This is a genomic window from Methylorubrum zatmanii (genome assembly GCF_014845115.1).
Lineage (GTDB): Bacteria > Pseudomonadota > Alphaproteobacteria > Rhizobiales > Beijerinckiaceae > Methylobacterium > Methylobacterium zatmanii.
Genome location: NZ_NKUI01000013.1, coordinates 1 through 23621, shown reverse-complemented (window position 1 = coordinate 23621; position 23621 = coordinate 1). Strand labels below are relative to the sequence as shown.

Annotated in this window: 20 protein-coding genes and 1 tRNA gene; 11 read left to right on the top strand and 10 right to left on the bottom strand. The window is 68.6% G+C overall.

The window, feature by feature from the left end; all coding sequences use genetic code 11:
* A partial coding sequence (gene tnpC, locus MZTS_RS02190; protein ID WP_192281013.1) for an IS66 family transposase occupies positions 1-760 on the top strand: 760 nt, incomplete at its 5' end.
* A gap of 67 nt (positions 761-827) precedes the next feature.
* Here tnpC and MZTS_RS02185 read toward each other — a convergent pair.
* The 6 genes from MZTS_RS02185 to MZTS_RS02160 form a co-directional block, all read right to left on the bottom strand.
* Positions 828-2249: an ATP-binding protein gene (locus MZTS_RS02185; protein WP_192281011.1), complete on the bottom strand. Its 1422-nt coding sequence runs from the start codon at positions 2247-2249 to the stop codon at positions 828-830.
* Positions 2246-2944, bottom strand: a complete 699-nt coding sequence (locus MZTS_RS02180) for a response regulator transcription factor (protein ID WP_009866435.1) — start codon at positions 2942-2944, stop codon at positions 2246-2248. The genes MZTS_RS02185 and MZTS_RS02180 overlap by 4 nt, the downstream gene beginning before the upstream one ends.
* A 26-nt stretch (positions 2945-2970) precedes the next feature.
* Positions 2971-3480: an OsmC family protein gene (locus MZTS_RS02175; RefSeq protein ID WP_192281009.1), complete on the bottom strand. Its 510-nt coding sequence runs from the start codon at positions 3478-3480 to the stop codon at positions 2971-2973.
* 61 nt (positions 3481-3541) lie between these two features.
* The gene (locus tag MZTS_RS02170) at positions 3542-4321 is read right to left on the bottom strand and encodes an ABC transporter ATP-binding protein (protein ID WP_192281007.1); all 780 of its coding nucleotides are present in this window, start codon (positions 4319-4321) and stop codon (positions 3542-3544) included.
* A gap of 7 nt (positions 4322-4328) precedes the next feature.
* Positions 4329-5168, bottom strand: coding sequence for an ABC transporter permease (locus tag MZTS_RS02165; RefSeq protein ID WP_192281006.1), 840 nt, complete (start codon positions 5166-5168; stop codon positions 4329-4331).
* Positions 5169-5175: 7 nt separating this feature from the next.
* Positions 5176-6150 carry an aliphatic sulfonate ABC transporter substrate-binding protein gene (locus MZTS_RS02160; protein ID WP_009867031.1) on the bottom strand — a complete coding sequence of 325 codons (975 nt, stop codon included), beginning with the start codon at positions 6148-6150 and terminating at the stop codon, positions 5176-5178.
* Between the two features lie 163 nt (positions 6151-6313).
* Between MZTS_RS02160 and MZTS_RS02155 the strand changes: the two genes are divergently transcribed.
* Positions 6314-9100: a [protein-PII] uridylyltransferase gene (locus MZTS_RS02155; protein ID WP_192281004.1), complete on the top strand. Its 2787-nt coding sequence runs from the start codon at positions 6314-6316 to the stop codon at positions 9098-9100.
* A 91-nt stretch (positions 9101-9191) separates the two neighbouring features.
* Positions 9192-9809 carry a nucleotide exchange factor GrpE gene (gene grpE, locus MZTS_RS02150; RefSeq protein ID WP_192281001.1) on the top strand — a complete coding sequence of 206 codons (618 nt, stop codon included), beginning with the start codon at positions 9192-9194 and terminating at the stop codon, positions 9807-9809.
* A 146-nt stretch (positions 9810-9955) separates the two neighbouring features.
* Here grpE and MZTS_RS02145 read toward each other — a convergent pair whose 3' ends face one another.
* Positions 9956-10813 carry a prephenate dehydratase gene (locus MZTS_RS02145; RefSeq protein WP_192280998.1) on the bottom strand — a complete coding sequence of 286 codons (858 nt, stop codon included), beginning with the start codon at positions 10811-10813 and terminating at the stop codon, positions 9956-9958.
* 11 nt (positions 10814-10824) lie between these two features.
* Positions 10825-11568, bottom strand: a complete 744-nt coding sequence (locus MZTS_RS02140) for a 3-deoxy-manno-octulosonate cytidylyltransferase (protein ID WP_009865200.1) — start codon at positions 11566-11568, stop codon at positions 10825-10827.
* Positions 11569-11869: 301 nt separating this feature from the next.
* Here MZTS_RS02140 and MZTS_RS02135 point away from each other — a divergent pair, with 301 nt between their 5' ends.
* From MZTS_RS02135 to MZTS_RS02115, 5 genes are all read left to right on the top strand, one after another.
* Entirely contained in the window at positions 11870-12799 is a 930-nt protein-coding gene (locus tag MZTS_RS02135; protein ID WP_192280995.1) for a c-type cytochrome, read from the top strand.
* Between the two features lie 160 nt (positions 12800-12959).
* Complete coding sequence (locus tag MZTS_RS02130) at positions 12960-14873, top strand: ABC transporter substrate-binding protein (RefSeq protein WP_192280992.1); 1914 nt, start codon at positions 12960-12962, stop codon at positions 14871-14873.
* Positions 14870-16732: an extracellular solute-binding protein gene (locus MZTS_RS02125; RefSeq protein ID WP_192280989.1), complete on the top strand. Its 1863-nt coding sequence runs from the start codon at positions 14870-14872 to the stop codon at positions 16730-16732. Before MZTS_RS02130 ends, MZTS_RS02125 begins: the two co-directional genes overlap by 4 nt.
* Before the next feature lie 9 nt (positions 16733-16741).
* Positions 16742-17845 (top strand): microcin C ABC transporter permease YejB, encoded by a 1104-nt coding sequence (locus MZTS_RS02120; protein ID WP_192280986.1) that lies wholly within the window; start codon positions 16742-16744, stop codon positions 17843-17845.
* Between the two features lie 61 nt (positions 17846-17906).
* Positions 17907-18410 (top strand): GNAT family N-acetyltransferase, encoded by a 504-nt coding sequence (locus MZTS_RS02115; RefSeq protein WP_192280983.1) that lies wholly within the window; start codon positions 17907-17909, stop codon positions 18408-18410.
* A 32-nt stretch (positions 18411-18442) separates the two neighbouring features.
* On the opposite strand, the gene MZTS_RS02110 is transcribed toward MZTS_RS02115, so the two are convergent.
* The gene (locus MZTS_RS02110) at positions 18443-20131 is read right to left on the bottom strand and encodes a methyl-accepting chemotaxis protein (protein WP_192280980.1); all 1689 of its coding nucleotides are present in this window, start codon (positions 20129-20131) and stop codon (positions 18443-18445) included.
* Between the two features lie 229 nt (positions 20132-20360).
* Here MZTS_RS02110 and MZTS_RS02105 point away from each other — a divergent pair, with 229 nt between their 5' ends.
* The 3 genes from MZTS_RS02105 to MZTS_RS02095 all read left to right on the top strand — a co-directional run bounded on the left by MZTS_RS02105 (position 20361) and on the right by MZTS_RS02095 (position 22927).
* On the top strand, positions 20361-21908 hold the full coding sequence (locus tag MZTS_RS02105) for an AMP-binding protein (protein ID WP_192280977.1): 1548 nt from the start codon (positions 20361-20363) through the stop codon (positions 21906-21908).
* Positions 21909-22016: 108 nt separating this feature from the next.
* Positions 22017-22799 carry a glycosyltransferase family 2 protein gene (locus MZTS_RS02100; protein ID WP_192280974.1) on the top strand — a complete coding sequence of 261 codons (783 nt, stop codon included), beginning with the start codon at positions 22017-22019 and terminating at the stop codon, positions 22797-22799.
* 35 nt (positions 22800-22834) lie between these two features.
* Positions 22835-22927 (top strand) — tRNA-Ser (locus MZTS_RS02095).
* A 150-nt stretch (positions 22928-23077) separates the two neighbouring features.
* Here the strand turns inward: MZTS_RS02095 and MZTS_RS02090 are convergent.
* Positions 23078-23551: a DNA-methyltransferase gene (locus MZTS_RS02090; RefSeq protein ID WP_192280971.1), complete on the bottom strand. Its 474-nt coding sequence runs from the start codon at positions 23549-23551 to the stop codon at positions 23078-23080.
* Between the last annotated feature and the right edge of the window lie 70 nt (positions 23552-23621).

Genomic DNA, 23621 nt, shown 5'->3' with positions numbered 1-23621 from the left:
GGTGCGCGACGACCGGCCCTTCGGCGGGCCCGAGCCGCCGGCCGCGGCCTACTTCTACTCCCCCGACCGCTCCGGGGCGCATGCCGAGAGCTGGCTCGGGGACTTCCACGGCATCGTGCAGGCGGATGCCTTCTCGGGGTTCGGCCGGTTGTACGAACCCGGCCGCAAGCCGGGCCCGATCCACGAGGCGGCCTGCTGGGCCCATGCCCGTCGCAAGTTCTTCGAGCTGGCCGAGTTGAGGAAGGCTCCTATCGCCGTCGAGGCGGTGACGCGGATCGATGCGATCTTCGTCGTCGAGCGCGCCATCAACGGCCTCGCCCCCGATGAGCGGCGTGCCCATCGCGGTACCCGCTCGGCTGCCCTCGTCGCCAGCCTGGAGGCATGGCTGCGGGAGAACCGCGCCAAGCTCTCGGCCAAGGCTCCGGTGGCGGGGGCGATCGACTACATGCTCAAGCGCTGGGCCGCCTTCACCCGGTTCCTCGACAACGGGCGCATCTGCCTCTCGAACAATGCCGCCGAACGCGCGATCCGCCCCATCGCGGTGGGCCGCCGCAACTGGACCTTCGCCGGCTCGGACACAGGCGGCCATCGCGCCGCGGCGCTCTACACCCTGATCGAAACAGCCAAGCTCAACCGCATCGATCCCCAGGCGTGGCTCGCCGACGTGCTCGCACGCCTGCCCGACCATCCCGCCCGGCGCATCGATGATCTCCTCCCTTGGAACTGGGGCCCGTCACAGGTTCAGCCAATCGCTGCTTGACACCCCGACGGGACCACGACTGCGGCCTTCACCAAAAGCGTACTCCTCGGGAGTTTTGTGAGGCACTCTAACCCGCCGACGTCTCGGGCAGGCTCAACTCGGCGGCGAGGCCCGGCGCGTTGTCGCCGAGATCGAACCGGCCGCCATGGAGCCGGGCGACCGCGTTGACGAGGCTGAGACCCAATCCGAAGCCGGGGCGGGACCGGGCCGCGTCGAGGCGGACGAAGCGGTCGAGCACCCGTCCGCGCTCCGTCTCGGGGATGCCGGGGCCGTGATCGGCCACCCCTATTCGAATGACTCCCTCGCCGCGCCGGGCGCTGACGGCGATCTCGCCGCCCTCACGCTCTCCGCCATACTTGATGGCGTTGTCGATGAGGTTGGCGATGGCCTGACCCACCAATTCGCGATTGCCATCGAGGATCAGTTCCGGCTCGATGGTGACGCTCAGAGTCAGGCCCCTCTCCTCGACCAGCGGCTCGTAGAGTTCGGCGACCTCTCGGGCGACCTCACCGGCATCGAAGCGGCGGAAGCCCTCGGGGGCGCTGCCGGCCTCCAGGCGGGCGATGGTGAGCAGGGCGTTGAACACCCGGATCAGGCCATCGCTGTCCTCGATCACGCCTTCAAGGGCCGCGCGCAGTTCATCCGGGGTTTGGACGGTCCGCAGGGCTTCGTCGGCCCGGTTGCGCAGGCGGGTGAGCGGCGTCTTGAGATCGTGGGCGATGTTGTCGGAGACCTCCCTCATGCCGCGCATCAATTCGCCGATGCGCTCCAGCATCAGGTTCAGGTTCTGGGCGAGGCGGTCGAGCTCGTCCCCCGTGCCGGCGACCCTCAGGCGACCGTCGAGATTGCCGGCCATGATGGTGCGGGTCGTCTCGGTCATGTCGTCGACGCGCTTGAGCACGCGGCTCGCCACGAACCAGCCGCCGACGACGCCGAGCAGCACAACCAGGGCCAGGGAGGAGCCGAAGGTGTTGCCGATGGCCGCCCGCAGGCGATCGCGTTCCTCGGTGTCGCGGCCGACGAGGAGACGGAAACCGCCGGCCAAGGTGTAGACCCGCATGATCGCCCGGTGCTCGGCCCGGTCCGATTCCGAACCGCGACCGTAGACGCTCTCGTACTGGCCGGGGTGGGACAGGATCCCGCTCGGCACCCGGCTCACATTGCCGACGACGTGCTCCCCCGCCGGGGTCGTGACGAGATAGAGCGAGGCACCGGGCTCCTGCGCCCGCCGCTCCACCACGGCGATGAGGCGGCGCAGGCCGCCGGCCGTGTATTGCTCGGACAGGCCGTTGATCTCGGCGTCGATGGTCGAGACGATCTGGTCGTCGAGCACCCGCCGCGCGTTCCAGGCGACGTAGCCGAGGCCGAGCGAGGCGAGCAGCGCGAACAGCACGAGATAGGCGAGCGACAGCTTGAAGGCCGTCGTGCGGAAGATCTTCCCGAGGCGCGCGAGGCGACCGTCCTGCGGCGGGGCGGGCGCTTCGGTCACGGGAGCTGCGGGTCGTCCGCCCGGATGACGTAGCCGGCGCCGCGCACCGTATGGATCATCGGATTCTCGAAGCCGCGATCGATCTTCCCGCGTAGACGGGAGACGTGAACGTCGATGACGTTGGTCTGCGGATCGAAGTGATAATCCCAGACATGCTCCAACAGCATCGTGCGGGTCACGACCTGGCCGGCATGGCGCATGAGGTATTCGAGCAGCCGGAATTCGCGGGGCTGCAGCACGATCTCGCGGCCGGCGCGGGTGACGCGGTGCGACAGACGGTCGAGCTCGAGATCCCCGACCCGGTAGGCGGTGGCTTCGGTCACGCCCGGCACGCTGGCTCTGCGGCGGGCGAGCACCTCGGTGCGGGCCAGAAGCTCGGAGAAGGCGTAGGGCTTCGGCAGATAATCGTCGCCGCCCGCGCGCAGGCCCTTCACCCGGTCGTCCACCTGCCCGAGGGCGGAGAGGATCAGGACCGGGGTGGCGATTGCCTGCTCGCGCAGGGAGCGGACCAGCGAGAGCCCGTCGAGCTTGGGCAGCATCCGGTCGACGATCAGCACATCGTAATCGCCCTCGCGGGCGAGCGCGTAGCCGTCGAGGCCGTCGCCGGCATGGTCCACGGCGTGCCCGGCTTCCCGGAACGCTTTGACCAGATAGGCGGCGGCCTCGCGGTCGTCCTCGATGATGAGCAGGCGCATGACGCCCGTTAGATAAGCTCGGCCTCTCAGGAGCGCGAGGCGCTGACGGCGAGTTCCGGCTTGTGGTTGAGGGTCTGGAACACGACGCAGTAGCGCTCGGTGAGCTTGAGGAGCTGGTCGAGCTTCTCCTGCGGCGCGTCGGTGTCGAGGTCGAAGGTCAGGCGGATCGCCCGGAAGCCCACCGGCGCCTCCTTGTCGACACCGAGCGTGCCGCGGAAATCGAGATCGCCCTCGGCGCTGACGGTGCCGCTCTTCAGCGGGATTTCGAGGGCGGTCGCCACCGCCTTCACCGTGACGCCGGCACAGGCGACGAGGGCTTCGAGCAGCATGTCGCCGGAGCACAGCTCGGCGCCCGAACCGCCGGTCGCCGGGTGCAGGCCGGCGACCGCCAGGGCGCGTCCGGTCTCGACCTTGCAGGCGATGCTGGTGTCGTCGAGCGCACCCTTGGCCTTGAGGGTGATCACCGCGGAATCCGGCGCCTCGCGATACTTGTTCTTGAGGGGGGCCTGGAGAGCGCGCAGGGCGTTGGCGTCCATCGGGGTGTCCTCCATTTTTTCGTGCGGCCGGGCTTAGCGGTTTTCCGGCGGCCTTAACACCTCAGAACGAGCTGCCTCCGGCAAGCTGCGGCGCGCGGGAGGGCTCGTGCGGACGCAGCGAGCGGTCGAGGGCCGCCAGGACGGTGCGAGCCGCCGCCTCGCTCGCCGGAGCCGCGGGATCGCGCGGACGGCGCATCGAGAGGGCAACGGTGTCGTCCAGCCGTCCCGGCCGGGGGCGCATGACGATGGCCCGGTCGGCCAGCGCCACCGCCTCGGCCACGTCGTGGGTGACGATCAGCACCGTCGGCCGCACCTCCTCCCAGAGGGCGAGAAGATGGCGGTGCAGATCCTTGCGGGTGAAGGCGTCGAGGGCCGAGAACGGCTCGTCGAGCAGCAGCACCCTCGGATTGGCGACGAAGGCACGGGCGATGGACACGCGCTGCTGCTGCCCGCCGGACAATTCGCGTGGCCAGCGGTGGGCATGCTCGGCGAGGCCGACGCGCTCCAGGGCATGGGCGACACGCTCCGCCCGCTCGGATTTCGGCAGGTTGTGGATGCCGAAGCCGACATTGTCCGCCACATCGAGCCAGGGCAGCAGACGCGGCTCCTGGAAAACGAGACCGACGCCGGGATGGGGCCGGGTGATCGGCTCGCCGTCGAGGCTGATGCGGCCGGCGCTCGGCCGGTCGAGCCCGGCGATGAGGCGCAGCAGCGTGGTCTTGCCGCAGCCGGACCCGCCAATCAGGGCGACGATCTCGGCGCTCTGGACCGCGAGATCGATCCCCTCCAGGGCACGGGTACCGTCGGTATAGGTCTTGGCGAGGCTCTGGATGGTCAGCATGGCGGCCTCACAGCGTCTCCCGCGCGGTGTCCTGCCAGCGCACCAGGGGCGCGGTCAGGGCGACGAGCAGCGCGTCGGCGGCCTTGCCGACGACGGCGAAGCTGATGATCGCGGCCAGGATCTGGTCGGGCTTGCTGAATTGCTGGCCGTCGAGCAGCAGGTATCCGAGCCCTTCCGAGGCCCCCATCAATTCGGCGGCCACCACGAACAGGAAGCCGAGGCCGAGCCCGGTGCGCAGGGCCGTCAGCGTCGCCGGCAGCACCGCCGGCAATAGGATGCGCCGGGCGAGCGCCGGCTTCGACAGGCGGAAGATGCGGCCCACCTCCACCAGCTTGCGATCGACCGAGGCGATGGCGCCGGCGACCCCGATATAGACGGGGAAGAACACGCCGACGGCGATCAGCGCCACCTTCGGCGTCTCCAGAATGCCGAACCACAGGATGAACAGCGGCACCCAGGCGAGGGACGGCACGGCGCGAAGGGCCTGCAGGCTCGGATCGACCAACCAGCGCAAAAGGGGCAGCGTCGCGGTGAGCGCCCCCGCCAGGATGCCGGCGCCCGCGCCGAAAGCGAAGCCGAGCCCGACCCGGATCAGCGTCGCCTCGACATGCATCCAGAGTTCGCCCGAGGCGGCGAGCGCCCAGAGCGCGGCGCCGATCCGGCTCGGCGGCGGCAGCAGGCGCCCGGAGGCCCAGCCCGCACCGACCGCGATCTCCCAGCCGAGGGCGAGCACGAGCGGCAGCAGGACGCCCAGAGCCGCCCGCGCGCCGATCCCGAGGACGGCGGCGCGCCGGGAGGCGGCCACCGTCCCGTCCTCGGGTGTGGAGAGCGCGACCGGATTGTTCATGCGGGTCTTAGCGGCCGGGCGCCGGGTTGAATTGCGGGTCGATCAGCCCATCGACCGCCGCCGCGACATCGGTGGAAGCCGGGATGACACCCGCTTGCTGCAAGGCAAGGCCGGCGGCGCGAATGCTCTCGGCCTGGGTGGAACCGATGGCCGGCTGACTCAGATCCGTGCGCTCCAGCTGCTTGGCGATCACCGCCTCCGGCAGCTTCGTCGCGGTCACCAGCGCGTTCTTCAGCGCCTCGGGATGGGCCAGGGAATAGGCCCGCGCCTGCTCGTAGGCCGCGATGACGGTCTTCACGAGATCGGGATGCGCCTTGGCAAAATCCTCGCGCACGTCGAGCACGCCCCAGGTGTTGGCCGAGGCATCGCGGTAGAACAGCACATCGCCGCTCTCGATCTCGGCCGCCGCCATCATCGGGTCGAGGCCGGCCCAGGCATCGACGTCGCCGCGATCCAGGGCGGTTCGGCCGTCGGCATGCTGCAGCAGGACGAGCTTGGCGTCCTTCTCGGTGAGACCGGCTTTCTGCAGGGCGCGGATTAGGAAGATATGCGGATCGGTGCCGCGGGTAACCGCGATGCGCTTGCCCTTGAGGTCGGCCGGCCCAACAATGTTCGTATCCTTGCGGGTGACGAGCGCCGTCCATTCGGGCCGGGAATAGGCGTAGACGGCTTTGACCGGGTTGCCGTTGATTCGCGCGAGCAATGCCGCCGCGCCGGCCGAGGAACCGAAATCGATGGCGCCGCCATTGAGGAATTCGAGCGCCTTGTTGGAGCCGAGCGACTGCGTCCAGCGGACCTTGATGCCCTGCGGCTTCAGCGCCTCCTCGAGAAAGCCCTTTTCCTTCAGGACGAGGCTGACCGGATTGTAGGTCGCCCAGTCGAGCCGGATCTCGGAGATCTCCGCCGCCCGCAAATCCGCCCCCGCAGCCAACAGGCCGATCAAGCCGGCGAATGCGGACAGGACGGTGCGACGGTGGATCATGTCGGCTGTCTCCCTGGGCGGACCGGGCTCTGAGGCCCGGATCCTCACGATGGCTAGAATAGTCCCGTTCTTTTCGTCAAACGAAAAATTCGCGAAAGAGAACGGGTTGGGAGCATGCAACCGGGCGATGCCGCCGCGAGCGTAACATGCTAACGCAACGGCCATGTTCGACCCCGTTCCCGTCCTCGAAAAAATCGTCGCCTCCCTCGACCGCGACGCCCGCGAGCCGACAAAACTGCGCGGCCTGCTGGTGCCCGAGCTGCGCAGGGTGATCGATGCCGGCCACAAGGATGCCGAGCGGCTCCTGTTGAAGGAGCGCGACGGCCTCGCCTGCGCCCAAAGGTTGAGCCGCCTGACCGATGCGGTGGTGCGGGCGATCTACGATGCCGTAGTCTGGCGGCTCTATCCCAACGACAATCCCTCGACCGGCGAGCACCTCGCCATCGTCGCCACCGGCGGCTACGGGCGCGGAACCATGGCGCCGGGCTCGGACATCGATCTGCTGTTCCTGCTGCCCTACAAGCAGACCGCATGGTCGGAGAGCGTCGTCGAGGCGATGCTTTACGTGCTGTGGGATCTCAAGCTGAAGGTCGGTCACGCCACGCGCTCCGTCGAGGAATGCCTGCGCGAGGGCCGCGCCGACATGACGATCCGCACCGCCCTGCTCGAATCCCGCTTCCTGTTCGGCTCGCGCAATCTCTACGAGGAGCTGGTGACCCGCTTCGACACCGAACTGGTGATCGGCTCGGCCTCCGAATTCGTGGATGCCAAGCTGCGGGAGCGCGACGCCCGCGTCGCCAAGGCCGGCGCCTCCCGCTACCTCGTCGAGCCCAACGTGAAGGACGGCAAAGGCGGCCTGCGCGATCTCAACACGTTGTTCTGGATCGCCAAATACGCCTACCGCGTGCGCGATCAGGTCGAGCTGGTCCATGCCGGCCTGTTCACCCAGGACGAGTACAAGCTGTTCGAGCGCTGCGAGGAATTCCTGTGGCGGGTGCGCTGCCACATCCACTTCGTCACCGGCCGGCCGGAGGAGCGGCTCTCGTTCGGGCTCCAGCCGAAGATCGCCGAGCGGCTCGGCTTCGGCGCCCGCGGCGGCCTGTCCGGCGTCGAGCGCTTCATGAAGGCCTATTTCCTGATCGCCAAGGATGTGGGCGACCTCACCGCCATCGTCTGCGCCGAGTTGGAGGCGCGCCACGCCAAGCGCACGCCGGTGCTCGACCGCTGGATCGGCCGCTTCCGCGACCGCTTCCGCGCGACCTCGATGGAGGCCGAGGATTTCTGGATCGATAACGGCCGCGTCAACATCCGCGGCGAGGATGCCTTCGAGCGCGACCCGGTCAACCTGATCCGCCTGTTCTGGCTCGCCGACCGGCACAACCTGCCGATCCACCCGGACGCGGCGCGCCTCGCCAACCGGTCGCTCAAGCTCATCACCCACGCGGTCCGCAACGATGTGGAAGCCAACCGGCTGTTCCTCGACATCCTCACCTCGAAGAACGCGCCGGAGACGATCCTGCGGCTGATGAACGAGGCCGGCGTGCTCGGCCGCTTCATCCCGGATTTCGGGCGGATCGTGGCGATGATGCAGTTCAACATGTACCACCACTACACGGTGGACGAGCATCTGCTGCGCTCCCTCGGCGTGCTCTCGGCGATCGATTCCGGCCGGGCACGGGAGGAGCACCCGGTCGCCTCGCGCCTGATCGACACGATCCACAACCGTCGCGCGCTTTACGTCGCCATCCTCCTGCACGACATCGCCAAGGGGCGCCCAGAGGACCATTCCGTCGCCGGCGCGGCCATCGCCCGCAAGCTCGGCCCGCGCTTCGGCCTCAGCCAGGCGGAAACCGAGACGGTCTCGTGGCTGGTGGAGCATCACCTGCTGATGTCGATGACGGCCCAGAGCCGTGACCTCTCCGACCACCGCACCATCGAGAAATTCGCGAGCGAGGTGCAGAGCCTGGAGCGGCTGAAGCTTCTGATGATCCTCACCGTCGCGGACATCAAGGCGGTCGGCCCCGGTGTCTGGACCGCCTGGAAGGGGACGCTGCTGCGCACCCTCTACGACGAGACCGAGGTCGTGCTCTCCGGCGGCCATTCGGAGATCGCCCGCACCGACCGGGTGCGGCTGATCCAGATGGCCCTGCGCGAGCAGCTCTCCGACTGGAACGCGGAGGTGTTCGACGCCTATGCCGCGCGCCACAACCAAGCCTATTGGCTGAAGGTGGACAGCACCCGCCACTACAAGAACGCCCGCTTCCTGCGCACCGTGATGGAGGAGGGCCGCACCAGCGCCACCACCTACGAGACCGATCCGGTGCGCGGCGTGACCGAGCTGACGGTCTACTCGCCGGATCATCCGCGCCTGCTCGCCATCATCACCGGCGCCTGCGCCACCACCGGCGGCAACATCGTCGATGCGCAGATCTTCACGACGACGGACGGCTTCGCCCTCGATTCGATCTTCATCTCCCGCGCCTTCGAACGGGACGAGGACGAATTGCGCCGCGCCGGGCGCATCGCCACCGCCATCGAGCGCGCGCTGAAGGGCGAGATCAAGATCGCCGAGCTGGTCGCCGACAAGCATCCGAAGCAGCCGCCCAAGACCTTCCTGGTGCCACCGGACGTGTCGATCGACAACGCCCTGTCGAGCCGCGAAACGGTGGTGGAGATCACCGGCCTCGACCGGCCCGGCCTGCTCTACGAGCTGACGACGGCGCTCAACCGCCTGAGCCTCAACATCACCTCGGCCCATGTGGCGACCTTCGGCGAACGGGCGGTGGACGTGTTCTACGTGACCGACCTCACCGGCACCCGCGTCATGCAGCCCGACCGCCTCGCGATGATCCGCGCGGCGGTGATGGAGGTCTTCGCGAGCGATGTCGCGGCCCTGCGGGCCGAGGGGCTCGATGCGCTGGTCGATTCCCCGCCGCCGCGGGAACTGTGACGGAGCCGGTGCGACCCAAGCTTGATTTCAGGCTTTGCCCGAATGATATCAGCGCCGACCCAACCCCCTTCGAGACCTGATCGATCGCACGATGATGGCTGACGACATGGAGAACCAGGACCGGCGCAACGGGGCCGAGGCGGCCACCTCCGCAGAGACGGCCCAAGCCGCTCCGCAGGCGGCGGGCGCGGATGCCGAGGCCCTGGCCACCACGATCGCCGAGCGCGACGAGTTCAAGGACCGCCTGCTGCGCACGCTGGCGGAGATGGAGAACCTGCGCCGCCGGACCGAGCGCGAGGTGGCCGACGCGCGCACCTACGCCGTGACGAGCTTTGCCCGCGACATGCTCAACGCCGCCGACAACATCCGCCGCGCTCTCGAGAGTGTACCGGAAGACGCCCGGGCGGGGGCCGAGGGCGCCTTCAAGGGGCTGATCGAAGGCATCGAACTGACCGAGCGGGATCTCGCCAAGACCCTGGAGCGCCACGGCGTGAAGGTGGTCGACCCCAACGGGCAGCGCTTCGATCCGAACCGCCATCAGGCGATGTTCGAGGTGCCGAACACCGAGGTGCCGAACGGGACGGTCGTGCAGGTGGTCCAGACCGGTTACATCATCGGCGACCGCACGCTGCGCCCGGCTCTCGTCGGCGTCTCCAAGGGCGGCCCGAAGCCCGAGGCCAACAAGGACAAGCCCGCCGACGCGGTTTGACGGGACAGGTGGCGGATCTGGTTCATAAAGGCAGATCCGCCGCTGCCTGAGGTGCGGTTCAGCCTCGTGATGGCGATGCCGCAAATTGCGACGGCTTCGCCGCGCGATCACGCGAGACGAGCCAGCGCCATCCGGCGTGAACCGCGTTACTCCGCCGCCTGCCGCGTCGTCTCCCGGAACGGGTGGGCCGGGTAGGTGCCGATGATGCGCAATTCCTTCGAGAAGTAGCGCAATTCGTCGAGGGCCCGGCGCAGCCCGTCATCCTCGGGATGTCCGTCGACCTCGGCATAGAACTGGGTCGCGGTGAACTTCCCCTCGACCATGTAGCTCTCGAGCTTCGACATGTTCACGCCGTTGGTGGCGAAGCCCCCCAGCGCCTTGTAGAGCGCGGCCGGAATGTTGCGGACGCGGAAGATGAAGCTCGTCACGGTCGGGCCGTTGCCGGGATCGCGCTCGACCGGCTCGGGCGAGAACACCACGAAGCGGGTGGTGTTGTGGGCCTCGTCCTCCACGTCGCGCGCGATGATGTCGAGGCCGTAGACCTCGGCGGCCAGGGCCGGAGCCAGGGCGGCGCGGGTCGGATCCCCGGCCTCGGCGACCTCACGGGCGGCGCCGGCCGTGTCGCCGGCCACGACCGCCCTGAGGCCGAGGCGGCGGATGATCCGGCGGCACTGGCCGAGGGCGTGGATGTGGCTGTGAACGCTGGTCAGGCTCTCGGCCCTCGTCCCCGGCAGCACCATCAGCTGAAAATGGATCGGCAGGAAGTGCTCGGCGACGATGTGCAGCCGGGAGGTCGGGATGAGATGGTGGATGTCGGCGACGCGCCCGGCAATCGAGTTCTCGATCGGGATCATGGCGAGCGCCGCCTTGCCCTCGCTCACGGCGGCGAAGGCATCCTCGAAGGTCGCGCAGGGCAAGGCCGTCCAGCCGGGATAGGCCTGCGAGCAGATGATGTGCGAGTTGGCGCCGGGCTCGCCCTGATAGGCAATCGTCTGGTTGGTCATCGGTTCGGATTTCAGTTGAGACGGCGGATGGCGAGCAGCGTGCGGGCGCGCTCCAGATCGGCGGGGGTATCGACGCCGAGGGGCAGGTCGTCGACGATCACCGCGTCGATGCGCATGCCGGCTTCAAGAGCGCGCAGCTGCTCCAGCTTCTCGCGGCGCTCCAGCTCTCCCTGCGGCAGGCGCACGAAGCGGGCCAGCGCCTTCCGACGATAGGCGTAGAGGCCGATATGGTGGAACAGCGGCCCGTCTCCCCAGGGGGCGCGGGCGCGGGTGAAGGCGAGCGCCCGCAGCCGGTTCGGGCCGACACTGTGGCCGATGATCTTGACCACGTTCGGATCGTCCATCTCCTCCGGCCGGTGGATCACCGCGCAGAGGGTGGCGATGTCGACCTGCGGGTCGGCGAGCGGAGTGACCGCCGCGGCGATGATGGTGGGATCGATGGTCGGCAGATCGCCCTGGACATTGACGACGACATCGTGGTGACCGTCCGGATCGACGATCTCCAGGGCTTCCGCCAAGCGATCGGAGCCGGAGGGGTGATCCGGCTGCGTCATCACCGCCAGACCGCCCTGCGCCTCGATCGCGGCGGCGATGGCGTCGGTGTCGGTGGCGACCACGACCGGGCCGATGCCCGCCTCCACCGCCCGGCGCCAGACATGCACGATCATCGGCTCGCCCGCGATGTCGGCCAGCGGCTTCGACGGCAGACGGGTCGCGGCGAGGCGCGCCGGAATCAGGATCAGCGGATCGGACATGATTGCGGGGCGCTTCGAAAAAGGAGCGTATCGCGTAGGGAGGTCGCGGGCGGTGAGCGTCTAGCAGCCGGACTCCCGATTGTCATTTCCGGCCGCCGGGCGCTGGCATGGCGGCAACGCGACGCATTATTTTTCCAACAAGCTGTGCGGATTGCCGCTCTGCGACAGCGCGCAGCGCCGGTGGCCCATTGTCAAGATCGGGCCGGAGCGGCTAATCACCCTTGAAATCCTCCAAAGTCCGGCGCCTGCCCGTCGGGCCCTCACTGCCGGGTCCTGATCCCGTGCGCCGGAGCTGTCGAGCATGGATTCCTTCGAGCTGAACAAGGTCGCGGGCGCTGTCCTGGGTGCCCTCCTGTTCGCGGTCGGGTCGGGCTTCGTGGCGGAGCTGATCTATCATCCGAAGCCCGCCGGAAATGCCGGCTACCCCCTGCCCGAGCCCGAGCCGAAAAGTGCCGGTGCCGAGGCGGCGGCGCCGAAGGTCGAGCCCATCGCCGTGCGGCTGGCCGGTGCCGATGCCGACAAGGGCAAGGGCGGCACCAAGGCCTGCCAGGCCTGCCACAGCTTCGAGAAGGGCGGCCCGAACAAGGTCGGCCCGGACCTCTGGGACATCGTGGAGCGCCAGAAGGCGCATCACGAGGGCTTCGATTACTCCGCCGGCCTGAAGGAGAAGGGCGGCGCCTGGACCTACGAGGATCTCGACCACTTCCTCGAGAACCCGAAGGGCTACGTGAAGGGCACGAAGATGGCCTTCGCCGGCATCTCCTCGCCGACCGAGCGCGCCAACGTCATCGCCTATCTGCGCACCCTCTCCGACAGCCCGAAGCCGTTGCCGGTGGCGGAGAAAAAGGACGAGAAGGCCGCCGAAGCCGACAAGAAGGCGGAGGGCGGCCAGCCGGCCGAGGCCAAGCCCGCGGAGACCAAGCCCGCCGAGGCGAAGCCGGAGGCCAAACCTTCGGAGGCGAAGCCGGTCGAGAGCCAGACCGGCGACAAGGACAAGGCGCCCGAGACCAACGCGCCGCGCGGCGCCACCCAGTCGGGTGATGGCAAGGACACCGCCCGCCCCGTCCCGGCGCCGGAGGTCCAGCCACAGCGCAACGAGGTCGCGCCCGCCCAGGCTCCGGAGGCCAAGCCCTCCGGCGACATCCCGACCAAGGCGCAGCCGGCTTCCCCCGAGGCACCGCCGGCCACCGAGCCGCCGGCCAAGGCCGACCCCGACGCGCCGAAGCCGTAAGGCCGGCAAAGCGAGCGAATTGTGAAAGGCCGGGCCCACCATGCCCGGCCTTTTTCGTGGCCGCTCGGCCTGCGCGCTCGCGGCGTCTTTGCGCCGGGGCCGGCTCCGTCCTAGAACGGCGCCCGACGATTTCTCCATGGGACCGGGAGACCGCGCCAACGTGACAGGACACGCCGTGATCGCACGCCGCAGCTTCCTCGCCGGAGCGCTCGTCACCCTGGGCTTGCGCGGCCAAGCCGTCGCTCAGGAGCCCGCCGAATCCGCCTCCAAGGTCTCGGCGCAGGAGGCACCCGGCAGCTGGCGCCACGCGCTGACCCTGCTCGGCGAACCGAAATACGGCCCCGACTTCCCGCATTTCGAGTACGTCGACCCGAAGGCGCCCGCGGGCGGCCTGGTGCGGCTCGGAGCCCAGGGCGGCTTCGACAACCTCAACTTCATCGTCAACGGGTTGAAGGGCGACCTCGAAGGCGGGATCACCCAGATCTACGACACGCTGATGGAGGATTCGGGCGACGAGCCGTTCTCCTCCTACGGGCTCCTCGCCGAGGCCGTGCGGATCGCCCCCGACGGCAAGTCGGTCACCTACCGCCTGCGCGACGGGGCGCGCTGGCACGACGGCGAGCCGATCACCGTCGAGGACGTGATCTGGTCCTTCGAGACGCTGAAGGCGAACAGCCCGTTCTACGCCGCCTATTATCACAGCGTGGCGAAGGCCGAGGCGGGGGGGGAGCGCGAGGTGGTGTTCACCTTCGCCGAGGCCGGCAACCGTGAGCTGCCGCAGGTGCTCGGCCAGATGCAGGTGCTGCCCAAACACTGGTGGACCGGCAAGGACAAGGACGGCAAGCCGCGCAACCCGAGCGAGACGACGCTGGAGATCCCCCTCGGTTCGGGTCCCTATCGCCTCGCCAAGGTCGATCCCGGCCGCTCGGCCACCTATGAACGCGTGGCCGATTACTGGGGCAAGGATCTGGCCGTGAACCGGGGCCGCAACAATTTCGGCACCATCCGCAACGAATATTTCCGCGACGGTTCGGTCCTGCTGGAGGCGCTGAAGGGCGATCTCTACGACTTCCGCGTCGAGAACATCGCCCGCAACTGGGCGACCGCCTATGACGACTTCCCCGCCGTGAAGGAGGGCCGCCTCGTCAAGGCGGAGTTCCCCGGGCGCGGCACCGGGCTCATGCAGGCCTTCGTGTTCAACCTGCGCCGGGACAAGTTCAAGGACGAGCGGGTGCGCCGCGCCTTCAACCTCGCCCTCAACTTCGAGGAAATGAACCGGCAGCTGTTCTACGGCCTCTACAGCCGGATCGATTCCTACTTCTACGGCTCGGAACTCGCCTCCTCCGGACTGCCGGAAGGATTGGAGAAGGTCATCCTGGAGAGCGTGAAGGACAAGCTGCCGGAGCGCGTCTTCACCGAGCCCTACACCAACCCCGTCAACGACACCCCGGAGGCGGTGCGCGCCAACCTGCGCAAGGCGGTCGGCCTGCTGCGGGAGGCCGGCTACGAGCTGAAGGGCGGCCAGATGGTCTCCAAGGCGACCGGCGAGCCGCTGACGGTCGAGTTCCTCGAATTCCAGAACGTGTTCGAGCGGGTGATCCTGCCCTACGCCGCGCAACTGAAGCTCATCGGCATCCAGAGCTCGATCCGGGTCATCGACCCGGCGCAGTACCAGAACCGGCTGCGCAATTTCGACTTCGACATCACCACCTCGAACTGGCCGGAATCGCTGTCGCCGGGCAATGAGCAGCGTGAATTCTGGGGCTCGGCCGCCGCCGACAATCCCGGTTCGCGCAACATCGCCGGGATCAAGGATGCGGGCATCGACGCCCTGATCGAGAAGCTGATCTACGCCCAGGACCGGGAGACCCTGATCGCCTCGACCCGCGCCCTCGACCGGGCCCTGCTGGCCCACAACTTCGTGGTGCCGCAATGGTCCTCGCCGGTGACGCGGACGATCCGCTGGAACCGCTTCGGCCATCCCGCTTTGCTGCCGAAATACGGCTCCTCCGGCTTCCCGACCATCTGGTGGTACGACGAGGCCCTGGCCGCGAAGACGGGAGCCCCCCGTTGAGCACGGGCGCGACGCGCCGGGGCGTGGTCCTCGGCAGCGGAGCGCTGGCTCTTGCCACCGCCCTGCCCCGCCCGTCCCGCGCCGAGGGCGCTCGGACCGCCCACGGCCTGTCGAGTTTCGGTGAGCTCAAATACGGGCCCGACTTCCACAATTTCGACTACGTGAACCCGATGGCGCCCAAGGGCGGGCGCTTCTCGACCCAGCTGGTCCAGACCTTCGGGAACCAGGCCTTCGATACCTTCGACACGCTCAACCCCTATGTCTTCCGGGGCAACGGCGCGGCGGGCATCAACTTCACCTTCGACAGCCTGATGGTGCGGGCCCTCGACGAGCCCGACGCGCTCTATGGCTTGGTCGCCCGAGCGGTGGAGATCAGCGCCGATGGCCTGACCTACCGCTTCACCCTGCGCCCGCAGGCGCACTTTCACGACGGCTCACGCCTGACGGCGCGGGACGTGGCCTTCTCCCTGAACATCCTCAAGGAGAAGGGGCATCCGACCATCTCGCAGGTGATCCGTGACCTCGCCGAGGCGACGCCCGAGGGCGACGAGACGCTCGTGCTCCGCTTCGCCGCCGGCCGCAGCCGCGACCTGCCGCTGATCGTGGCGCAACTGCCGATCTTCTCGGCCCAGTTCTTCGAGGGCCGCGACTTCGAGGCCCAGACCCTCAAGCCCCTGCTCGGCTCGGGCCCCTATCAGGTTGGGCGGATCGATATCGGCCGCTTCATCGAACTGGAGCGCGTGCCGGATTACTGGGCGGCGGACCTGCCGGTCATGGTCGGCCAGAACAATTTCGACCAGCTCCGCTACGAGTATTTCCGCGATCGCCAAGTCGCCTTCGAGGCGTTCAAGGGCGGGGCCTACAGCTATCGCCAGGAATTCACCTCGCGGATCTGGGCGACGGGCTACGATTTCCCCGCCCTGCGCGAGGGCCGGGTGAAGCGCGAGACACTGCCCGACGCCTCGCCCTCGGCGATCCAGGGCTGGTTCTTCAACACCCGCCGCGAGATGTTCAAGGATGCCCGCATCCGCGAGGCGATCGGCCTGTGCTTCGACTTTCCGTGGACCAACCGCACGGCGATGTTCGGCGCCTATAGCCGCACGGTCTCGTTCTTCCAGAAGACCGACCTGATGGCGACGGGCAAGCCGTCAGCCGAGGAACTCGCCTTGCTCGAACCCTTCAGCGGCAAGGTGCCGGCGGAGGTCTTCGGCGAGGCTTGGACCCCGCCGGTCCCGGACGGGTCGGGCCAGGACCGGGCCCTGCTCGCCCGTGCCGTGGCGCTGCTCAAGGAGGCGGGCTGCACCCGAGAGGGTGGCGTGGTGCGGCTACCGGGCGGCCAGCCGATCGAGTTCGAGTTCCTCGACACGGATTCCGTCTGGGAACCCATCGTCCAGCCCTTCATCCGCAATCTCGGGCTGATCGGGATCAAGGCGCGTCAGCGGGCGGTGGACGCCGCGCAGTATCAGGCGCGGGTGCGGGACTTCGATTTCGACATCGTCGTGCGGAACAGCTCGGGCGACGCCACGCCCGGGCCGGAGCTGCGCGAGGCCTACGGCGCGCGCTCGGCCACGATCCAAGGCTCGAACAACCTCGCCGGCATCGCGGATCCGGTCGTCGACGCCCTGCTCGACCGGATCGCCGGGGCGGAGTCCCGTGCGAGCCTGACCATCGCCTGCCGTGCCCTCGACCGGGTCCTGCGCGTCGGCCGCTACTGGATTCCGATGTGGTACTCGCCCGAATACCGCATCGCCGCCTGGGACATGTTCGGTCGGCCGGCGACGCTGCCCACCTACGGGCTCGGCGTGCCCGCCCTGTGGTGGTACGACGCCGACAAGGCGCGCCGGATCGGCCGGGGCTGAGGACCTGACATGCTCGCCTATATCCTGCGCCGCATCGCCCTGATGATCCCGACCATCCTCGGGATCATGCTCATCACCTTCGCCATCATCCAGTTCGCCCCCGGCGGCCCGGTCGAGCGGGTGCTGGCCCAGCTTCAGGGGCAGCAGGAAGGATCGCTCTCGCGGATCACCGGCGGCCAGGGCGATCTCGGCGGCGGCGCGACCCGCAGCGGAAGCGGCGGCGAAAGCTCGAAATATCGCGGCGCGCAGGGGCTCGACCCGGCCTTCATCAAGAAGCTCGAGGCGCAGTTCGGCTTCGACAAACCCGCCTATGAACGCTTCGGCAAGATGCTGTGGGACTATGCCCGGTTCGATTTCGGGCGCAGCTACTTCCGCGATGTCTCGGTCCTGGAGCTGATCAAGGAGAAGCTGCCGGTCTCGATCTCGCTGGGCCTGTGGATGACGCTGATCTCCTACGCGATCTCGATCCCCCTCGGCATCCGCAAGGCGGTGGCCGACGGTTCGCGCTTCGATATCTGGACCTCGGCCGTCGTGATCATCGGCTACGCGATCCCGAGTTTCCTGTTCGGCATCCTGCTGGTGATCTTGTTCGCCGGCGGCTCCTTCTTGCAGATCTTCCCGATCCGGGGCCTCACCTCCGAGAATTTCGAGTCGCTGAGCCTGTGGGGCAAGGCCGTCGATTACGCGTGGCACATGACGCTGCCCCTCGCCGCCCTGGTGCTCGGCGCCTTCGCCACATCGACCCTGCTGACCAAGAACTCGTTCCTCGACGAGATCCGCAAGCAATACGTGGTCACCGCCCGCATGAAGGGCCTGTCCGAGCGGCGGGTGCTCTACGGCCACGTCTTCCGCAACGCCATGCTGATCGTGATCGCGGGTTTCCCCGGCGCCTTCATCACCGCCTTCTTCACCGGCTCGCTCCTGATCGAGACGATCTTCTCCCTCGACGGGCTCGGACTCCTGTCCTTCACCTCCATCGTCGGCCGCGATTACCCGGTGGTGTTCGCGACGCTCTACATCTTCTCGCTGCTCGGGCTGGCGGTGAACCTGCTCTCCGACCTGACCTATACCTGGATCGATCCACGCATCGATTTCTCGGCGAGCGCGGCGTGACCCCAGCCGGCCTGCGGATGCAATCCCCCTCTCCTCAGGCCGGCCTCACCCTGAGCACGCCGTGAGCCCCCTCCCCGTCTCCATCCGCCGCGAGCATCCCGACGACGGCCCCGCCATCGAGCGGCTGCACGCCCGGGCCTTCGGGCCGGGCCGCTTCGCCCGCACCGCCTACCGCCTGCGCGAGGGTGCGGCGGCGCTGCCGGATCTGTGCCTCACGGCCCATGTCGAAACCTATCTCGCCGGTTCGATCCGGGTCGGGCCGGCGGAGGCCGAGGGCGGCCGCCTTCTGGTGCTCGGCCCGCTGACCGTCGATCCGAGCTTTGCGGATCGCGGCATCGGTTCCGCCCTGATGAAGGCCTGCCTCGATGCGGCCCGCAAGGGTGGGCACCGCCTCGTCATCCTCGTGGGCGACGCGCCGTATTACCGCCGCTTTGGCTTCGCGCCGGTGCCGCCGGGACGCCTCGTGCTGCCGGGGCCTGTCGACCCCGGCCGCTTCCTCTGGCTTCCCCTCGCGGAGGGCGCCGAAGCGCCGTTCTCCGGCCTCGTCAGGCCGATCCGATCCTGAAAGCGGCCTGACGCGATCCCTCCGAGGGAGGATCAGGCGGCGCGCACAGTCGCCAGGAAACGCTCGACCTCCGACGACAGGGTTTCGGATTGGTGCGACAGCTCCGAGGCCGCCGCCAACACCTGGCTCGCCGCCGCACCCGTTTCCTCCGATGCCTGCGCCACATCGGTGATGTTGCCCGTCACCTCGGCCGTCCCGGCCGAGGCATGGGTGACGTTGCGCACGATCTCCTGCGTGGCCGCACCCTGTTGCTCGACGGCGGCTGCGATGTTGGTGGACACCCCGCTGATCTCCTTGATGCGGAGGGTGATCGCATCGATCGCCGCGACGGCCTGCCCGGTCGAGCCGTGGATCTGCCCGATCTGCTCCGAAATGTCCTGGGTCGCGCGCGCCGTCTGATTGGCGAGTTCCTTGACCTCGGCGGCGACCACCGCGAACCCCCTCCCCGCCTCGCCGGCCCGGGCCGCCTCGATGGTGGCGTTCAGAGCCAGGAGATTGGTCTGGCTCGCGATGCTGGAGATCATCGCGACCACCTCGTCGATCCGCGCCACGGCGCCGCTCAGCCTCTGGACCAGATGCCCGGTCTGATCGGCCTCGGCGACCACCAGCTGTGCGAGGCTGGCCGAGCCATCGACTTGGCGGCCGATTTCCTCCACCGAGGCCCCAAGCTCCTCGGCCGCAGCCGCGACGGTGCGGACGTTCGAGGCGGCCTGCTCAGCGGCCACCGCGACGCTGGTCGACTGGCTGGCGGTGCGGGAGGCCGTGTCGGCCATGGTGCGGGCGGATATCTGCAGCCCATTGGCCGCCCTGTTGACGGCGGCGATGACGCCGCCGACGGCGGCCTCGAAGCCGTCCGCCATCTGCCGCATGGCCGCCTTGCGCTGCTCCGCCGCCGCCAGACGCGCCTGAGCCGTCTCCTCCTCGAGCGCCCTCATCCGCAGCAGGTTGTCTTTGAACACCTGAACCGCGTCGGCAATCGCCCCGATCTCGGTGCGCAGGCCCCGATGAGGAATCGCGACGCTCAGCTCGCCGGAGGCAAGAGCCTGCATCGGCCGCACCACCGAGGCGATACCCGTGGCGATGCCGCGCACGATCAGCATGGCCAGCAGGCCAGCGAGAAGTGCCGCGCCGATCCCGGTCGCGATCAGCGCGGCGCGTGTCCAGGCATAGGTCTCCTGGCTGTCGCTGACCGCCTGGGCGGCGCCGGTCTCGTTGAGTGCCACGATTTTCGCCAGCGTCACCGAAGCCCGCCGACGCGGCGGCACCGCCTGCGTTTCATACTGCTCCAGCGCCTCGGCCTTCGCGCCCTGGCGCGACAGGGCCAGGATCGGCTCGGCCGTGGCGATGAACCGGTCCCAGTCCCGCGCGAAGCCGTCATACAGGCCGCGCTCGTCCGCTGCGTCGATCAGGGGTTCGTAGAGCGCCTTGAGCCGATCGAGATTCGCCCTGCGCTCGGCCAGATCGGCCTCGACCCCCGCCAGCATTGTCGGATCGGTCGTGAGCAGGTGTCGCAGCAGGCTGGTCGTGTAGCGGCCGGTCAGGGAATCGATCTGGCTGATCGCCCGAATTTTCGGCATCCGCGAGGCGCCGACATCGAGCAGGCGATCATTGATCGCTCCGGCGGCGTACATTCCGAAGACGCTGATGCCGGAAACAAATAGGATCAAGATGAAGAATGAACCTATCAGCTTGTTCCTGATTGTCAAAACAGGTAGTTTCATGATCTATCCCAAGACAATCCGTGCAAGATATGGCCCACGGAATTTCTGCCGGATTAATATACTATGATCGTAAATATTTGCTCTGCGCATACCAAGCGGTGGAGAAGGGTCTCGTTCAGCGGCGGAGCGAGGAGGCGGGGGCGGGCCTCCCGAAGCGCCGGTGCTTGACGACCCGCAGGACACACAGGACACCGGAAGAAAACCGGAACGCTCCTCAGGAAACGCCCGCGTGACGACGCCCGACGATCGCCAACCCCCTCCCCGCTTCAATGCCGCCCGCTACTGCCTCGCAGAGAATGCCCGAACCCGCGGCGGCAAGACCGCCCTCGTGATGGTCGGCGATGGCGGACACGTCAGCCGCCTGACCTATGCCGAGGCCGACCGGGCGGTGCGGGGCATCGCGGCGGGCCTGCTCGGCCTCGGGCTGAAGCGGGGCGAGCGGGTGATGATCCGCATGGGCAACGAGGCGGATTACGTGCTGGTCTATTTCGGCGCCTTGGCCGCCGGCCTGATCGCCCTGCCCTCCTCGCCGCAGCTCACTCCGCAGGAGGCGAGCTTTCTGGTGGAGAATGCCGGCGTCTCCGCCATCGTCATGGGGGAGGGTCTCTCCGAAGCGGCCGCGCCCGACCGGCCCGGATGCCTCCGGATCGGCCTCCAGGACATCGCGGCGATGAAGGCCGGTGCGCCGCTCGCCGATTACGCCGACACCGCCGCCGACGATCCGGCGACCCTGGTCTATACCTCCGGCACCACCAGCCGTCCCAAGGGCGTGCTCCACGCCCATCGCGCCATCTGGGGCCGGCGGCCGATGCATGCACACTGGCTCGGTCTCACCGAGTCCGACGTGATGCTGCATGCCGGCACCATGAACTGGACCTACACGCTCGGCGTCGGCATCACCGATCCCTGGGCCTGCGGTGCGACCACGGTGCTGTATAATGGCCCGCGCGACCGCGGGATCTGGCCCCGCCTGATCGCCGAACAGGGCGCGACGCTCTTCGCCGCCGTGCCGAGCGTCTACCGGCAGATGCTGAAATACGCCGATCTCGGCCGGCACGACCTCTCCTGCCTGCGCCACGGCGTGACCGCCGGCGAGGCGCTCTCCCCCGAACTCGCCACGGCCTGGCACGCGGCCACCGGCAAGCCGCTCTACGAGGCGCTCGGCATGAGCGAGATCTCCACCTACGTGTCGAGTGGGCCGACGATCCCTGTGAGGCCCGGTTCGCCCGGCCGTCCGCAGCCCGGCCGCCGCGTGGCGATCTTGCCCCCGGACGGTCCGCCGGATCCGCTGCCGGCGGGTGAGACCGGATTGCTGGCGATCCACCGCTCCGATCCCGGCCTGATGCTCGGCTACTGGCAGCGCCCCGACGAGGAGGCGGCTGTGCTGCGCGGCGAATGGTTCACCGGCGGCGACCTCGCGAGCCTCGACGCGGACGGCTATGTCTGGTTTCACGGCCGCAACGACGACCTGATGAACGCCATGGGCTACCGTGTCTCCCCTGTCGAGGTGGAGGGCGTCCTGGCCGGGCATCCGGACATCGCCGAGGTCGGCGTCGCGGAACTCGCGGTCCGCGCCGATCTGAGCGTGATCGCCGCTTTCGTCGTCCCGCGCCCCGGCGCGCAGCCGGACGCCGAGAGCCTGATCGCGTGGTGCGGCGAGCGGCTCGCCGCCTACAAGACCCCCCGCGCCATCCGCTTCCTCGACACCCTGCCGCGTACCGCCAACGGCAAGGTGCAGCGCAAGCGCCTCGCGGACGCCGCCGACCGGATGTCCTGAGCCGGAGCCGACGATGACCGGCTCTGGACCATCGGCCCGGAGCCGGCCGCGCTTGTTCCGCTTCCGCACCGCCGATAGAGCGAGGTGCCCGCGCGAAGCCCGAGTCCCATGTCCCCGCTGCCGCTCTCCGTCTTCATCATCGTCAAGAACGAGGCCGACCGGCTCGGCCCGACGATCGCCGCCGTGCGGAACCTTTCCGACGACATCGTCGTGGTCGATTCCGGCTCGACCGACGGCACGCAGGATCTCGCCCGCTCGCTCGGCGCCCGGGTGATCCACAACGACTGGCCCGGCTATGGCCGGCAGAAACAATTCGCCGAGCGTCAGTGCCGACACGATTGGGTGCTGAACCTCGACGCCGACGAGGTCGTGCCGGCGGACCTCGCCGAGCGGATCCGCGCCGTCTTCTCGCAGGGTGAGCCGGTTCACGCGGCGTGGCGGATCGCCATCGCCGAAATCTTTCCCGGTGAGACCCGGCCGCATCCCTGGGCCTACGTGCTCACCCCTGTCCGGCTCTACCGGCGCGATCTGAGCACCTACTCGACCTCTCCGGTCCATGACCGGGTCGTGGTGGGCGACGGCGTGACGGTGGGCCGGATCAAGGGCCGTATCCACCATTTCTCGGTGCGCTCGCTGGGCGACCAACTCGACAAGCTCAACCGCTATTCCGACCAGCAGGCCGACGATCTCGACGCCCGGGGCGTGACCATCCCCTCCTGGCGCCTGTTCGTGGAGCTGCCGGGCAACTTCCTGAAGGCCTATTTCGGCCGCCGCCATTTCGTGCGCGGCGCCTACGGCTTCCTCACGGCGATGAACTACGCGATCTCGCGCCACCTACGCGTGGCGAAACATTATGAGCGCCGCGTCACAACCCCGCGCAAACCGGGTTGACCCGCCCCCCCGGAACTTCTACAGCCGAGCGGCGAGGAGACGTGGCCGAGAGGCTGAAGGCACTCGTTTGCTAAATGAGCATACCCCTAATAAGGGTATCGAGGGTTCGAATCCCTCCGTCTCCGCCACCTATGCGCACCCCTAGCTAAGGTGCTGAAAACAAACGGATCGCCGGACCATCTACACCCCGGTTTGAACCGGTTTGTAACCGCCGCCCAGGGGCGTGTTTGTCACCGCCGGGCAGCGCCTTCCACAGATTCGATCCGCCGATCCTTGGCCTACTCGGCCGCGACCTGCGCGAACAGGCCGCCATCGGCCTCCAGGCGCCGGGTCGCGATGCGGGCGTACTCCGGGTTCAGCTCGCACAGGATGGCATTGCGCTGCAGGCGCTCCGCGACGAGCGCCGTCGTCCCGGCCCCGCCGAAGGGGTCCAGCACCGTGCCGCCGACCGGGCACCCGGCGAGGATGCACGGCTCGACGAGGGCCGGCGGGAAGGTCGCGAAGTGGGCCTCCCGGAACGTGCTCGGCGCCACGGTCCAGACGCTGCGCCGGTTGCGCATGCCTGTCTCGTTCGGGACGTTGCCCAAGCTCTCGCGCGGGACAACCGCCGAGTTGTCGAAGGCCCGGTGGTTCACGTAAGCGCCTCCGCCGCGGAAGGTCCGGGCGTTGCCCTTCGGAGCGCGTCGGGTCCCGCTGTGGGGGACCTGCCCGGGCGGTGCGTACCCGCCTCCGGTCAGGTCGTGCTCGGTCATGCCGGCCGCCGCCTCCCGGATCGCCTCGTGGTCGTACCGGTACCTGGCGCTCTTAGAGTCAGGGACAAAA

Excerpts from the sequence above, each read along its gene's own strand:
- MZTS_RS02135 (WP_192280995.1), top strand. The coding sequence starts at position 11,870 with ATGGATTCCTTCGAGCTGAACAAGGTCGCGGGCGCTGTCCTGGGTGCC.
- MZTS_RS02175 (WP_192281009.1), bottom strand. The coding sequence starts at position 3,480 with ATGGACGCCAACGCCCTGCGCGCTCTCCAGGCCCCCCTCAAGAACAAG.
- MZTS_RS02145 (WP_192280998.1), bottom strand. The coding sequence starts at position 10,813 with ATGACCAACCAGACGATTGCCTATCAGGGCGAGCCCGGCGCCAACTCG.
- MZTS_RS02160 (WP_009867031.1), bottom strand. The coding sequence starts at position 6,150 with ATGATCCACCGTCGCACCGTCCTGTCCGCATTCGCCGGCTTGATCGGC.
- MZTS_RS02180 (WP_009866435.1), bottom strand. The coding sequence starts at position 2,944 with ATGCGCCTGCTCATCATCGAGGACGACCGCGAGGCCGCCGCCTATCTG.
- MZTS_RS02140 (WP_009865200.1), bottom strand. The coding sequence starts at position 11,568 with ATGTCCGATCCGCTGATCCTGATTCCGGCGCGCCTCGCCGCGACCCGT.
- grpE (WP_192281001.1), top strand. The coding sequence starts at position 9,192 with ATGATGGCTGACGACATGGAGAACCAGGACCGGCGCAACGGGGCCGAG.
- MZTS_RS02110 (WP_192280980.1), bottom strand. The coding sequence starts at position 20,131 with ATGAAACTACCTGTTTTGACAATCAGGAACAAGCTGATAGGTTCATTC.
- MZTS_RS02100 (WP_192280974.1), top strand. The coding sequence starts at position 22,017 with ATGTCCCCGCTGCCGCTCTCCGTCTTCATCATCGTCAAGAACGAGGCC.
- MZTS_RS02090 (WP_192280971.1), bottom strand. The coding sequence starts at position 23,551 with ATGACCGAGCACGACCTGACCGGAGGCGGGTACGCACCGCCCGGGCAG.
- MZTS_RS02170 (WP_192281007.1), bottom strand. The coding sequence starts at position 4,321 with ATGCTGACCATCCAGAGCCTCGCCAAGACCTATACCGACGGTACCCGT.
- MZTS_RS02120 (WP_192280986.1), top strand. The coding sequence starts at position 16,742 with ATGCTCGCCTATATCCTGCGCCGCATCGCCCTGATGATCCCGACCATC.
- MZTS_RS02165 (WP_192281006.1), bottom strand. The coding sequence starts at position 5,168 with ATGAACAATCCGGTCGCGCTCTCCACACCCGAGGACGGGACGGTGGCC.
- MZTS_RS02155 (WP_192281004.1), top strand. The coding sequence starts at position 6,314 with ATGTTCGACCCCGTTCCCGTCCTCGAAAAAATCGTCGCCTCCCTCGAC.